Origin of the sequence: Saccharopolyspora sp. NPDC047091, assembly GCF_040643635.1 — a bacterium.
Taxonomy (GTDB): Bacteria; Actinomycetota; Actinomycetes; order Mycobacteriales; family Pseudonocardiaceae; genus Saccharopolyspora_C.
Genome location: NZ_JBEYUS010000004.1, coordinates 90,366 through 104,162, shown reverse-complemented (window position 1 = coordinate 104,162; position 13,797 = coordinate 90,366). Strand labels below are relative to the sequence as shown.

General features: G+C 71.3%; 11 protein-coding genes. 5 read left to right on the top strand and 6 right to left on the bottom strand.

Features of this window, described 5'->3' with window-relative positions:
• Window positions 1-165 precede the first annotated feature (165 nt).
• Window positions 166-1,443, top strand: coding sequence for a YrhB domain-containing protein (locus tag ABZ805_RS03650; RefSeq protein WP_358433768.1), 1,278 nt, complete (start codon window positions 166-168; stop codon window positions 1,441-1,443).
• Between the two features lie 30 nt (window positions 1,444-1,473).
• Entirely contained in the window at window positions 1,474-2,097 is a 624-nt protein-coding gene (locus tag ABZ805_RS03645; protein ID WP_358433765.1) for a type VII secretion system-associated protein, read from the top strand.
• Between the two features lie 172 nt (window positions 2,098-2,269).
• Here ABZ805_RS03645 and ABZ805_RS03640 read toward each other — a convergent pair whose 3' ends face one another.
• The 3 genes from ABZ805_RS03640 to ABZ805_RS03630 all read right to left on the bottom strand — a co-directional run bounded on the left by ABZ805_RS03640 (window position 2,270) and on the right by ABZ805_RS03630 (window position 6,097).
• Window positions 2,270-3,496 (bottom strand): hypothetical protein, encoded by a 1,227-nt coding sequence (locus ABZ805_RS03640; protein WP_358433762.1) that lies wholly within the window; start codon window positions 3,494-3,496, stop codon window positions 2,270-2,272.
• A gap of 742 nt (window positions 3,497-4,238) precedes the next feature.
• Window positions 4,239-5,351, bottom strand: a complete 1,113-nt coding sequence (locus ABZ805_RS03635; RefSeq protein WP_358433760.1) for a HAMP domain-containing sensor histidine kinase — start codon at window positions 5,349-5,351, stop codon at window positions 4,239-4,241.
• A complete protein-coding gene (locus tag ABZ805_RS03630) occupies window positions 5,348-6,097 on the bottom strand; it encodes a response regulator transcription factor (protein WP_358433757.1) in 750 nt (249 codons plus the stop codon). The genes ABZ805_RS03635 and ABZ805_RS03630 overlap by 4 nt, the downstream gene beginning before the upstream one ends.
• A gap of 885 nt (window positions 6,098-6,982) precedes the next feature.
• Here ABZ805_RS03630 and ABZ805_RS03625 point away from each other — a divergent pair.
• The 3 genes from ABZ805_RS03625 to ABZ805_RS03615 all read left to right on the top strand — a co-directional run bounded on the left by ABZ805_RS03625 (window position 6,983) and on the right by ABZ805_RS03615 (window position 8,468).
• Window positions 6,983-7,402 (top strand): TetR family transcriptional regulator, encoded by a 420-nt coding sequence (locus tag ABZ805_RS03625; protein WP_358433754.1) that lies wholly within the window; start codon window positions 6,983-6,985, stop codon window positions 7,400-7,402.
• Between the two features lies 1 nt (window position 7,403).
• Window positions 7,404-7,760 carry a hypothetical protein gene (locus ABZ805_RS03620; RefSeq protein ID WP_358433751.1) on the top strand — a complete coding sequence of 119 codons (357 nt, stop codon included), beginning with the start codon at window positions 7,404-7,406 and terminating at the stop codon, window positions 7,758-7,760.
• Window positions 7,761-8,093: 333 nt separating this feature from the next.
• Window positions 8,094-8,468 carry an SdrD B-like domain-containing protein gene (locus ABZ805_RS03615; protein ID WP_358433748.1) on the top strand — a complete coding sequence of 125 codons (375 nt, stop codon included), beginning with the start codon at window positions 8,094-8,096 and terminating at the stop codon, window positions 8,466-8,468.
• A 346-nt stretch (window positions 8,469-8,814) separates the two neighbouring features.
• Here ABZ805_RS03615 and ABZ805_RS03610 read toward each other — a convergent pair whose 3' ends face one another.
• The 3 genes from ABZ805_RS03610 to ABZ805_RS03600 form a co-directional block, all read right to left on the bottom strand.
• A complete protein-coding gene (locus ABZ805_RS03610) occupies window positions 8,815-9,873 on the bottom strand; it encodes an amidohydrolase family protein (RefSeq protein WP_358433745.1) in 1,059 nt (352 codons plus the stop codon).
• A gap of 302 nt (window positions 9,874-10,175) precedes the next feature.
• Complete coding sequence (locus tag ABZ805_RS03605) at window positions 10,176-11,666, bottom strand: carboxylesterase family protein (protein ID WP_358433743.1); 1,491 nt, start codon at window positions 11,664-11,666, stop codon at window positions 10,176-10,178.
• Between the two features lie 313 nt (window positions 11,667-11,979).
• Window positions 11,980-13,719, bottom strand: a complete 1,740-nt coding sequence (locus tag ABZ805_RS03600; protein ID WP_358433740.1) for a CocE/NonD family hydrolase — start codon at window positions 13,717-13,719, stop codon at window positions 11,980-11,982.
• Between the last annotated feature and the right edge of the window lie 78 nt (window positions 13,720-13,797).

Sequence of the window (13,797 nt, the reverse complement as noted above, 5' to 3'; positions counted from 1 at the left end):
CCCGTGCGGTGCTTCCATCGGGGGATTCCGGGGAAAAGGTGCGCGGGCCGTCCGTGGGGGGTTCCCCGCTGCGTCCGCCGCCGTCCGAGACCGGTCGCGCCGCCAAGCCCACGATGACGAGGACTTCCCTGGCCGCGAAGGTTCGCACGAACGACCGAGGTGACTATGAACGACGATTTTGCCCGCCGGGGCGCCGAGTGGCTGGAGCGCACGTACGGCGGACTGGTCACCCTCACCAGTGACGAGCCGCTGCGCGACGGCGAGCGGACCGCGCTGTTCGGCTGCGATTACGCGGCCGGTTCCAGCGAGCCGTTGCTGGCCGCCACCATCGCCGTGCCCAAGGACGGCGGGGAGCCCTTTCCGGTGGCCAACGCCGATCCGCTGGACGAGGAGATCAACGGCTCCGCCGCCGCGGGGGCGTGGCGCTGGCGGAGCAACGCGCGGGGCTGCCTGATCGCCACCGACGCGGCGGTGGACCGCCTGCCCGCCTCGGCCCTGCCGTGGGAACCGATGGACGAAGCACCGGGCTGGTGGGGCCGGATGCTGGCCGCGCACTTCCCGGACGCCGAGCTGAGCACCTGCTCGACCTGGCAGGACGCCACCTCGATGATCCTGGAGGGTGGGCCGGGCACCCGGGGCGTGATGTGGCTGCGCAGGCAGCTCGGCGGGGTCGAGATCACCGGGCACCTGCTGTACGCCTTCCACGACGAGGATCACGTGGTCGTCCTCGATGGCCAGCGCGGCACGCTGGCCGGCCTGGACGACGACGAGGTCGCGCAGATCGAGGTGGCCCGCTTTCACCGCCCCCTGCCAGGGGCGGCCGAAGTTCTCACGCTGCCGTGGGCGGGTGTCGCCGACGACCTGGAATCCGCGATCGGCAAGGCCGAGAGCTGGCTGGACCACGCCTACGGCGACGATGCGGTGCTGGTCGATCCGGGCGCCGCCGACGAGACCGAGCGGGGCTGGTTGTTCGCCTGCACCACACCGCGATTCCTGGAGTCGGGTGATTGGCGGGACCAGATGCTCGACGCCGCGCTGGTGGTGCCCAAGGAGCAAGGCGCTGTCCCGTTCGGACTGCCCAACAACGATCCGTGGGCCTACCTGGCGCAGTGGGACGAAGGCAACGAGGACCTGCCCGAACCGCCGCTGCCCGCCAACGCGGCGTGGTACGAGCCCACGGTGCGCGAGCTCGGCGAACCGCTGAGCACTTCCGAGCACCAGCGCTGGGGCGACGTGCTCTCCGAGCTGTCGGAGGCGCCGGAGGGCGCCAGGGCGCTGGTGTGGGTGCGTCGCAAGGACACCCGTGAGCGCGAAACGGTGGGCAACCTGCTGGTCGCGACGCAGCGGGACGGCGGGGTGCGGCTGGTGGACTCGCTGGCCGGGGAGGGTCTGCCCGCCTTCGACCAGGAGCCGCTGGGACTGCACGTCGTGCGCTTCCAGTAGCGGGTGCGGATCGAGTACTAGGAGACCGAAGTGAACGACCAGGCCAGGACCGACGACCAGGTCTGGGAGGATGCGCTGGCCGACGCCGCCCGGCGCGCCGAGTTCGGGGAGGGCGACCGCTGGTTCTTCCTGCTCGACCCCGCCTGGGAGGACCAGGAGGAGCCGCCGCCCGCCGCGGCCGTCGTCGGTGGCTGGTTCGTCGAGGGCGACGGTGAGACGGCCCTGTTCCGGGCCAATCCGAGCTACGAACCGTCCCGGCCGGGCCTGCCGACCGATCCGGTCGACGCCGCTCTGCAACTGGCGGTCGAGGACCGCGTCGACGGCGCCGAGGTGCTGGAGCGGCTGTCGCAGGTGGTGCTGGGGCTGGCGGTCGATGCGGAGGGCAAGGCGGTGGTGACCAAGTCCCCGGACGACGCGCTCTCCGTCCTGGTGGCCACGTCCCCGGCGCACCAGCGCCGCGTACCGGACGCGCGGTGGGTGGAGGTGACCGTCGACGAACTGGCCGGCGGGCTGCCGGAGGCAGGACTCGACGTGCTGCTGAATCCGGGTGCTCCGGCGTCGATGCGGATCGAGGCGGCGGCGATCGAGGACGCGTTCGCGTCCGAGGCCGGACGTGGGGCCGGTGAACAGGAGCAGCCCGTGCGCACCGGCTGATGCCGGTGCCGACGTCACGGGGTTCCGAGGTGCACGGGCGCAACGGCACGCCGCGACCGCGTGGGCAGGCGGCGAAATCTCCACTCGTTCCACGGCGAAAGCGCGGCCGGAGCCGTCGGGCCGACCTCGACGACCTGCCGGGAAACGCCGACGGCGTGGTGCATGCGGAGGCTCAGCTGGTCGTGGTGATGTTGAGCTCGCCGCCGAGGTCCGTGGCCCACTCGTGCCACGGCCCGCTCGAGGGGCTGTCCTGGCGGGTGCGCGTCAGGGTTCCGTCCCTGGCGATCGCGTACACGACCATCTTCCCGGCGGAGTCCTTCACCGCGGCGGTCAGCTCGGCGACATCGCCTTCGTGGGGCTGCCAGGTGAACCACCTGGAACGTTGCGACTCGGCCTGCCAGCTCTCGTAGACCGCTCCGTTCGCGTCCCGGGTGAACACCACCAGAATCCCCGTGGCGCCCATGGCGACCATCGGCCGATCGGCGAACGTGCCGGGTTCGGTGCGCCACTGCCGCCAGGTCCGCCACCCGCTCCAGACATTGGTCACCGCGTCGCGTTCGGTGCTCTGCAGGATCTCGCCGTTGATGCCTTGCGCGAACAAGTGCATCTTGCCGAACTCGTCGACGATCACTGCCGGTGAGATGGCCGCGATGCCGGGCACCTCCTGCGCCGGATCCCACTCGTCCCCACCGAGGACGGCCTGCGAGTGCGTCCGCACCACTCCGTCGCTGCCCAGCGCGAAGACCTTCAACGTGTGCTGGGAGTCGATGTGCACGGCCGGATCGTCTTGAATCGGAGGCCCGGGGATCTCCCGAAGTCCGGTCCAACCGCCCTCGCCCGCCCGGCTCTCGTGGGTCTCCCAGAGCCCTCCCGCGGCGGACCGCGCGAACACGTGCAGCCTTCCCGTGGCGTCCTGCGCCGCCGCGGGCGTGCCGATCAGCTGCGCACCACCGAGGTCCTGCCACGTGCCCGGCTCCGGGGCGTCCGCTTCCACCTGCGGGTTGTACGACAGCGAGCCGTCGGTGCCGACCACGAACGCCGCCATCCGCTTGTGCGAGTCGAGCACGGCCACCGGATTCCCGGCGGCGTTCCCGCCGAGGTCGGTCCACCCGGCCATGTCGTCCTGCGCGGGCGTGAGCTGGTGGGTTCGCGCCACGGTGCCCTGCTTGCTCCTGGCGAGGTGGGTCAATCGCCACTTGCCGTCCAGGATCGCCCGCGCGGCGGGTTCCCTCCCGTAGCCGGGCTGGAACTCGTCGGCCGGCGTGCGTTCCTCGAGCGGTGCGACCGGTGAGCCGGGGAGGCTCAGGTCGTCCAAGTTCACCGCGTTCGGCACGAACAAGCCGACCAGCACGATCGGCGTCGCGAGCAGTGCGGCTCCGAGGAGGCAGACGACCGCCAAGCGCTTCCGATCACCGCCCCGGGAGCGAATCCTGGGCAGGGGGGTGGTCGGAGCATCGTCGGCCCCGACCCACCCGGCGGTCTCTGCGGAATCGCGTCCACTCGGAGAATGCCTGGACTGATCGTTGACCGAGAACAGCGGCACTGGACACCTCCACGACGCGCTATTGGTCCATTCAGATTCGAATTTACCACTGTTCGGACCGGGCATTACGCACGGTTGACGCCTCTTCGCGCGGGCTGCCGCGTGAGTAGGAACTACGTTGCTCCTTCTGGTGTACTCGCCGGTGCGGTCGGGTTTCGCGGGGTAGGGGGCGCACCTCGTGGTCCACCTCGGATGCGGACGCGCTGGTCCCGGGTTCGGGCCTGCGGCCGGAGCTGCGGGTCGGGGCCGAATCGGGGCGGTGCACGAAGAATGCCGCAGCGGCATGGTTACGTTCGTGCGTCCGGCGAGGGGTGTGAACGTCCACGGTGGACGTCGTTCGGGGAGGCGGCCGGGACGAACCGGATCGCGGAGGTGGCCGGGTCGCGATCGGCCGGCCGAATTCGCAGGAACCGTTGTTCGTGATTCGCGAAGAATGCACGACGGGTGGTTTCGAGGAGCCCATTCGATGCTGTTCGCCGCGCGGCAGTTCAGGAAGTTTTCAACCGTCGCGCGAGGTGTCCGTGAAATGTTCGGTGACCGGGATGCCCGGCGGAATGCCTCCTTTCGCGGGTTTCTCGGTGTCGCCGAGTCGAGCGGCTCAGCCTGCGCGCAGCGGCAACCGGACCTCGAAACGGCATCCGCCCGGTACGTTGCGCACCGACACGTTGCCTCCGTGAGCCCGCACGACCCCCTGCGCGATGGACAGCCCGAGCCCGCCGCCCCGCTCGGCGCCGGGTGCGCGTTGCCGGCCTCGCCAGCCCACGTCGAACACCGAGCTCAGGTTCTCCGGCGGGATCCCGCCACACTGGTCGGAGATCCAGACCATCGCCCAGCCGTGCTCGGCCAGCACGTCGATCGACACCGTCGTGTTCGCCGGCCCGTACTGCATCGCGTTCATCAGCAGGTTGTTGAACACCCGGGTCATCGTCCGTTCGTCCACCGCGGCGGTCACCGGCTCGACGCGGTTCGGCCGCAGCCGGATCGAGCGCTGGTCGGCCAGCACGTCGAGTCCGGCCACCACATCGCTGAGCAGGTCGTCGAGCGCCACCTCCCGCAGCGTCAAGCGCAAGGTTCCGGCCTGGAGCTGGGAGAGCTCGAAGAGGTCGTCGACCATGCCGGTCAGCCGATCGGCATCGCCGCGGATCTTGCGGCAGTAGCCCGGCACGTCGTCGGCGACGCCGTCCTCGAGGGACTCGGTCATCGCCCGCAAGCGGGCCAGCGGGCTGCGCAGGTCGTGCGAGATCCACGCGACCAGCTGCCGCCGGGACGCCTCCACGGCCTGTTCGCGGTTGCGGGACTCCGCGAGCTTGGCGCTGGTCACGCGCAATTCCCGGGCCAGCTCGGCCAGCTCCGCGGTCGGTGGGTCATCGGCCAGCTGGAACCGCTGGTTCTGGCCGAACGCGCGCGCGGCGTCGGTCAGCTGCCGACTCCCCCGCACGACCGAGCGGCCGAGCACCAATCCGATCCCGATGGAGACAATGCCGGACACGAGGTTCGCCGCCAGGTTCGTCGATGCGGGCAGCTGATCCGTCTGCGCCACCAGCACGATGGTGAACGTGCTCGCGTTCAGCGCGCACACGGTGATCACGACGACGGCGACCAGGGACACCTCGACGGAGTGCCGCCGGAGCACGCGCAGCACCACCGCGCCGATCAGGCCGATCCCGACCGATTCGCAGATCGCGATCAGCGCGATCACCACCGGGTTCACCGGGGTGCTCCGGACCCGCCCGGTGGATCGAATCGGTATCCGACACCCCACACGGTCACGAGCGCTGTGGGGCGCGCGGGATCGTCCTCGGTCTTGGCCCGCAACCGCCGCACGTGCACCGTGACCGTGGAGGCATCTCCGAAGTCGTAGGACCACACCTCGCGCAGCAGTTCGTCCCGGCGGAACACCCGGCCTGGGTTGTCAAGCAGGAAGACCAGGAGCTCGAACTCCTTGTTCGTCATCGTCAGCTTCCGCCCGGCCTTGCTGACCACGCGCGCGGCCCGGTCCACCTCCAGGTCGCCCACCCGCACCACCGAGTTGGCCGGGTTGAGCGGCATCGTGGTGGTCCGGCGCAGCACGGCCTGCACCCGCATCACCAGCTCGCGCGGGCTGAACGGTTTGGTCAGGTAGTCGTCGGCGCCGGCCCCCAGTCCGCGCAGCCGGTCGTCCTCGGCGCCCAGCGAGGTGAGCATGATCACCGGAACCTGACTGCGAGTGCGCAGCTGCTGCAAGACCTGGATGCCGTTCAAGCCGGGGAGCATCACGTCGAGGATCACGAGATCAGGTGCCATCTGGTGGGCCAGTTCCAGGCCGACCACGCCGTCCGAGACGACCACCGGGCTGTAGTCGGCCCGCTGCAGGTAGTCGGAGATCACCTGGGCCACCGTGTGATCGTCCTCTACGACCAGCACGCGCAGTTGCCCAGCGCGTGAGCTGCCGTCCGTCGTCTGGTCCGGCTGCGTCATGTTCCAACCTGTTCTCGATCTCGAGCTCGCCGCGCTCGGCTCCGCGACGGCGGCCGAGCCACTGCATTGCTCAGATCTTCCCCTCGCCGTGTTCCCCCGCGCTGGCCGGGTGGCAGGTGCGCGCGGTCCCTCGAGGTGATCAGAACCGGTGGCACCTGCCGGATCAGGTGGCCGGCCAGTGCGCGGCCATCTCCGACCTGCCCCGCACGGTTCCCCAGGTGGGCACTCGTCGTTCTGGTCATCAGACTGGAGGTCGAGCCGGCGCGATCTTGGCGGAAGCGCGCCCGCCTGCATAGATCCCTACGGTCGCGGTCCGCCTGTTCGAACAAGGGCGGCCCTGCGGGGTCGCCTGTCGCTGTATGCGAGCCGAGCCAAGCGGCCGGTGGTCTGCCTGGCGTGCGACTCGCTGGCGCTCACCGGTCCCGGCAGGCCACCGCCGCGACCGGGCGTAAGCGACAAGGTCGCGGCAGCCGCACCCGGACGAAGCCGTCTTCGAGGTAGTGGGTGGCCAACCCGGGGGGTCTCTGAATGGTCCATGATCACCAGTCCCATTCGATCGGTGTGTGGTCGCCGAGGCTCTTCCTGGTCACGGGGTTGCCTTGCGGGTCGATCCGCTGCCCGTTCTCATCCTTGAGTTCAACGTGGGGGCTGCCGCTCCCGGGCGCGCTCCCTGCCGCCTTCCTCACGTGTCCTTTGTGGCCTCGAAGTGCTGCTCGGGGTGCTGATGGGTGGGTTCCAGGTCCTCGGGCTGCGCAACGCGGAGCTGGAGGGGCGGCTCCGCTCGACGACCACGGCATCGGGCTGATCCAGGGCTGGACCGGCGTGCGCGGTTTTCATGACCGATCGTTCTTGACTGAACGTTCCCGAAAAAGCTACGGTCGCTGCATGGGACGGCGGCGGTCTTTCGACGTGGACGAGGTCGTGGCGGCGGCGGCGGATCTGTTCGCTCGCCGCGCCTACGACGGGGTCTCCGTCGATGACCTGGTCACCGGGCTCGGGGTGCACCGCAACAGCCTCTACGGCGTGTTCGGCAGCAAGCGCGGCTTGTACCTGGCCGCGTTGCGCCACCACGTCGAGCACGAGGTCCGCCCGCACCTGGGCCGGGCGGCTCGGCCCGATCACGTGCCGGAGTGGGACCTGCTGCTGGTGGCCGCGGTCGATCGGGCGCCCGACGATCCTGAGGTCGCCGACCTGGTGTCGTCGATCTTCGCGGAGCTGGACGAGGCGACGGGTGATCCACGTGCCACCGAGGCGCTGCTGGGGCGTTGGCTGCGCCGGCGACCGGTCATAGCGAAGGAGATCTGACGTGGCGGTAATCAGCGTGCAGGGCCAGGACCTGGTCGTGGAGATGACAGGACTGGACAAGCTGTGGGCGCACAAGAGCAAGCTGACCATTCCACTGGCGCACGTGCGGGGCGCCACGATGGACCCGGGCATTCTGGGCGAGCCCAAGGGGATCCGGGCGCCGGGCACGCACGTGCCGGGGCTGATCACGGCGGGCACCTTCCACCAGAACGGCGAGAAGGTCTTCTGGGCCGTGCGCGACGCGCAGAAGGCCGTGGTCGTGGAATTGACCGACGACGAGCGCTTCGCCCGCCTGGTGGTCGAAGTCGACGACCCGCGCGCGGCCGTCGCCCTGGTCGAACAAGCGGCGAGCCGGTGATCGCTCGAGTCGCGTTGCGCAGGTGACGGCACGCCGTCACGACGTTGTGCGTGTTCGCCTCCGGTGCCGACTGCGCCCGCCTCGGCCTTCTCGGGTGGCCGGTCGAGACCGCACCGCACTCGATCCGGCGGGATCATCGCGGGCGGTCTCCGCGGCCACGCGCGAGCCGCGACCCGTGCCGTCGCCGCGACACGCGACGCGCGACCGCGGCACGAAGATCGTGATCGCGGGCAACCGCTCGGCGGCGGGGACGTCCTAGGAATGACATCCGGTCGCGGTGCGCGGCCATGAGAACGACGGCGCGGGTCGCCGTCCCTCGTGCAGGAGGACGTTGTGCGAAGTGTTGTGGCCGGTGCCATCGCGGCACCGCTGTTGCTGGCGGCCGTCGGCGTTCCCGCCTACGCCGAGGAACCGACCAGCTCGCTGTCCGGGACCGTGTTCTTCGACGCCAACGGTGACGGCGTGCAGCAGGAGGGGGAAGCCGGCGCCGCCGGGTTCGAGGTGAACTTCGGCGCGGTCAGCTTCCCCGAGGGCGGGACCGCGGTCACCGACGAGAACGGGCACTACCGGTTCGACGGCATCACCGCCAAGGGCAAGTACTCGCTCCAGCTCGACGGCCAGGGCCACGCCCACACCACGCCGTGGGCCGTCGGGGGCTCGTTCGGCAACGGCGGCGTGGACGTCACCCACGACTTCGGCATCGAGTAGCGGGGGTGGTGACCGGCGCCCCGTGATCGATGCCGACCGGCCGGGGACCGCGGGACCCGGAGGGGGAGCCCGGGTCCGACTAGGTCGGGGGACGGCGGTACGGCCGTCCCACCGGCGGGAGCGCTCCGGGCAGGCCCTCCATCGGCCTGCCCGGCGAGCCGCCGCCGGTGTCGAACGGGCGTCCGCTGTGGACTTGGTTCGATCCCGTTCACCGGAGCGGTTTCCCGCACGTCCCCTTCCGCGCGTCGAGGTGCGGGGAGGCCTCCGGCGCCGTCGGATCCGCCTGCGCTCGCTCCGGCTCGGTGAACGGGGACGGGCGGGACCGCCGGGCGTCCCGCCCCGGTGGTCAGAGGTCGTACACGCGGCGGGCGGTGCCCGCGAAGAGGTCGGTGCGCTCGGAGTCCGTCATCGGCTCGGTGATGCGCTTGAAGGTGTTCCACAGCGTCCGGTAGGGGACGCCGACCGCGTCCACGGGGTAGTTGCTCTCGAACATGCACCGGTCGGGGCCGAACGCGTCGATGCAGGTTTCGATCCACGGGCGCCAGAGCTCGGCGAGTTCGACCGAGGACGGGGGCCGTTCGGCGGTGCGGTAGTCGAACGCGGCGAGGCGGGCGACGAGACCCCCCAGCTTGCAGGTGGTGTTGGGGCGTTCGGCGACCGCGCGCACCCCGCGGCGCCAGGTGGCGAAGTCCTCGTCGGTGCGCCCGGCGTAGCGCCCGTACCCGAGGGGGCCGCCGCAGTGGTCGAGGACGAAGGACAGGTCGGGCACCGCGTCGGCCGCCGCGGCCACGTCGTCGAGCTGGGGGAAGAAGACCCAGGTGTCGAGGCTGAGCCCGAGGTCGCGCAGCTTCGCCATTCCCTTGCGCACCACAGGATCCGCGAGCAGGTGCGGGGCGCTGCCGGTGTGGCTGTTCTCGATGACCGGGTCGTCGTCCCAGCTCGTCGCGAACCGGATGCCCTTGAACCGCCCGCGCCCCGCCCGCACGTGCTCCTGCAGGACTTCCTCGACGGCGTCGCCGAGCCGGAGGTCGGCGAAGCCGATGACGCCGGCCGCCACGTCGGGTCGGGCGTCGTCGGACGCCGCTTCGTCGGCCAGGGCGGTGGCGAACTCGGTCTCACCGACCGGGCGCAGCGACTCCGGGCCGTCCGGGCGGTAACCGGCGAGGCATTCGGCGAAGACGGTGCCGACGACGTGGTGCCCGGACGAGGTGTCCGCGGTGAACTCGTCGAGCAGGTAGCGGTATCCGGGCAGGTCCCACAGGTGGTGGTGCGGGTCGACGATCGGCAGTTCGGGGAACAGCACCTCCTCCGCGGGGGCCTTCGCGAGCCACTCCGGGTCCAGCGGGTAGATCCGGCCGAACTCGGCGGGACGCTCGGCGTCGTTGCGGAACAAGGGGGAGGACATGGGGAGTGCTCCTTCGCGGTGCGTCAGGACGTGCCCGGGTGCGCCGTCGGAAACCGGTGGTCCGGCGCCGCGGGCACGAGATCGTAGTGTGGTCGTCCCCCGGCCGGGGCGCACGGGGCTGCGGTGATCGGTGGGGAGGATCTGCGCCGATGACCGGGGCCTGCGGCGATGACCGGGATCTGCGCCGATGACCAGAGCCCCGCCGATGACCTCGAACAGCGCGTCGTTGATCGTCCCGTCGGGCCGCCGTCGGGCGGATCCGCCGACCAGGGCGGGAGATCGGCAGGCTCCGGACCCGGTGCCTACCGAGCGCGGTTCGGCCGCCGCACCGAGTTGATCTCCGCGGCGATCGGGCCGATGTCGACCGGTGCGCTGCGCGCTTCGTCGCCGATGACGGTGTGGCGGGGCGCCGCCGCGTCGCAGCTCGGCCACGCCGTGCCGTCCCGGTGCCGCGGGACGCCGGTGCGGGCGAACTCGGTCCAGGCGTGCTGCACGGCGTCGGACACGTCGACGTCGACCTCGTCGTACTCGGTTCCGCCGGTCGGCAGGCCGAAGAGGTAGGCGAGCTCGGCCATGTGCGCGGCGAGCAGTCCCGAGCGGCGGGCGCCCGGCGCGACGCGGGTGAAGTGGTACGCGTACGCCTCGCGGCCGAGCCCCGCGAAGCGCCGGTAGGTCTCCCACGCCGGTTCCGCCCAGATGGCGGCGGTGGTGAGCTCGGCGAGCGCGTCGTAGGGCGCACGTCCGTTCGCGGCGAAGCGGGCCAGGACCTCGTCCGCGCGGGAACCGGCCAGAGCGCGGGCCATGGTGCCGAGCGTCTCCGGGGTGTAGATCTCGGCCGGGTCGAGATCGGGGCGGGCGTACTGACCCGCGGGCCGGTGGAAGAACCGCGCTTCGTGCTGCGTCCACCCGAACAGGACGGGTACGTCGCAGGGGCGGTCGTCCGGGACGACCGAGCCGTCGGCCGTGGGGTACCAGACGAGGTCGGCGGGCGTGTGCAGCTGCCCGGCAGGCGGCGTTCCGGCCAGCGCGAACGACGCCTCGCGCACCTGCCGCGCGGGCAGGCTGCGCAGCTCGCCGACGTCCCGGGTGCCCAACCGGTCGAACAGCTGCTCGCTCGCCTCGGTGATCCGGTCGTAGGAGGGCGACGGGGGAACCGCGTAGTCCTCGAAACCGGCGCTCTGCACGATGGCCCGGTGGAACAGGCCGCGGGCCGCCGGGGTCGACAGCAGCGTTCGGGCCGCGGCGGCACCGGCGGACTGGCCGAAGACCGTCACGTTGCCCGGATCGCCGCCGAACGCGCTGATGTCGGCCGCGACCCACGCCAACGCGGCGACCCAGTCGAGCACCGCGGCGTTGGCGCCGATCTCGGGGTGGCTGAGGAAGCCGAACCCGCCGAGCCGGTAGTTGAACGACACGACGGTGACGCCGCGGCGCGCCAAGTCGGCGCCGGAGTACTCCGGCATGGACGAGGAACCGCCGAGGAAACCGCCGCCGTGGATCCAGACCATGACCGGCTGGTGGGCCGCCGGGTCCAGGCTGGAGGTCCAGACGTTGAGGTGCAGGCAGTCCTCGTTCTGCGGGGCCCCGAAGTCGATTCCGGTGTCGGCGATCTGCACGGCGGGCGGGCCGAAGGCGGTGGCGTCGCGGACGCCGCCCCAGGGCTCGGGCGGCGTCGGTGGTGCCCACCGCAGCTCGCCGACCGGAGGCGCCGCGTAGGGGATGCCGAGGAATCGGAAGATGCCGTCGTGCTCGGAACCCGCGAGGACTCCCTGTCCGATGTGGACTCGTGCCATGCGGCTGTTCCTTCCGGTGCTGCGGCACGGCGGCCGCGGGTCTCGGGTTCGGCCGGTGGGGCTCCGGTGCGCGGGCCGATCGCGTCGCGGTGGCGTCAGACGACCTTCCGCCCGGCCACCCGGACCCCGGCGGGCGTGCGGGCCGCCGTCAGGTGCTCGACGGGGTCGGTCGATCGGAGCAGCCGGACGCCGGTGCTGGTGGTCGTGCGCATGCGTCGTCCTCTCGGACCGGTGGGCCGGACGGCCCCGGCGGTCTCGGTCTTCGCGGCACCCGCACCGGTGCGCCGCCTGCCGTCGTGCGGGGTCCCGGGTGCTACCGCGCCTGGACGGGCAGTTGCAGGTAGGAGGCGTGTTCGCCGCCGGTGTGCACGACGTGCCGTCCGGTGTTGGCGGGGACGTACTCGCGGATGCCGGGCATCATCGTCCCCAGCAGGTTGCGGCCGCTGATGATGAAGCGGAGCTGCTCGCCGGGGTGGAACGCGAGGCCGATCGGGAGCAGGTCGATCTCGACGTCGACGGCCTCGCCGGGGGCGAGCTTCTCGACGCGGTCGAAGCTGTGCGCGGGCACCGCGTCGGTCGACAGCGCCTCGTCGAGGTGGCGCATCGACACGCGCAGGCGCCCGTCGGATCCCTTGTACCGCAGGATCGAGGCGCCGTGCTCGGTGACGTCGTGCACCTGCGCGCCCTGGTTGGGCACCGTGAAGTTCTGCAGCGGCGTGCCCTGGGCGTCGAGCTTCTGGACGAGCACGAACAGGTCCATGTCGTCGGAGCCCTTCGCCTCGACCCGCAGCCGCGCCTTGGGGTAGCCGACCAGCGTGGTCTCCGCGTCGAAGCGGACCAGGAAGGAGACCGATCCGGGGTTCGACTCCGCGTCGTACTCCACCGCGGACTCGCTCGCCGGCGCCTCCGTGGACAGCGCGCGCGTGCGGCCGTCGAGGTAGTACTTCGTGGACACCACGTCCGCCGGCGGGAACTGCTCCGCGGGGAGGTTCACCTGGTCCCCGCCTTCGAGGTCGAGCACGGCGTAGCGCACGCGCGGCGTCCGCTCCCACCCGTTGTCCGCGCCTTTGAGGAAGTGGTCGAAGAACCGGCGCAGGTCCTCCCGGTTGTCCTCGTCGTAGTAGTCGGGCCATTCCTGGGAGTTGTGGATGCGCAGCCACTTGTCGTCCGAGGCCATCCGGCGCCAGGCCCGGAACGTGCCCGCGGTGTGCAGCGTGTTCGAGTAGCTCGCCACGACGTAGGCCGGCGTGGTGATCCGGTCGAAGCGCGGGATCTTGTCCTCCCACAGCTCGTCCACGAGCGGGTGGTGCTCGGCCTCGGCGAGGACGTCCTCCTTCCGGTTCCGGCCGAAGAAGCTGTTGTCCCGCAGCTGCCGGGCGAATCCGGTGTCGGGCATGCCGCCGCGCAGCACCAGATCGCGGTAGACGTCGCTCACGCCTTCCCACGGGTTGATCGCCGCCAGGTGCGGAGGCTGCTCGGCCGCGGTGAACCACTGCGACACCGCGAGGTACGAGGTGCCGCTCATCCCGACCTTGCCGGTGCACCACTCCTGGACGGCCAGCCACTCGATCAGGTCGTAGCAGTCCCTGCCCTCCTGGCGGTCCCACAGGACGCTGTCCCCTTCGCCGTCGACGACGCCCCGGATGTCCGGGTTGCAGATCGCGTAGCCCTGCGCGCACCAGTACGCCGGGTCGGGGCCTTCGAACTTCTCCAGGCCGGACACGATCCCGTCGTCCAGCCCGACCATGCCGAACACGCCCTGCACGCTGGCGGAGGTGCCCTGGCCCTTGCCGTACGGGCTCCACGCCACGATCACCGGCACCGGTTCCGCGCCCGCGGGGCGGAGCACGTCGACGTAGATCGTCACGCCGTCGCGCAACACGACCGCGACGTCCTTCTCCAGCACGACCTCGACCGGCAGCGGGCGGAAGGGCGGCGCGATCCGGAAACCGGCGGGCAGGGTGCGGGTGCCGGGGTCGAAGTCGCTGAGGACGCCGCTCCTGTCACCCGGCAGGGGGTGCGACGGCATGAAGATCTTCGGATCGTCGCTCATGGTGGGCTCCTCACGTCTCGTCGTCCGCGGGGCGGGTTCCGGCCCTGCCGCGAGCGTAGGTTCGCCCGGCCAAGAACT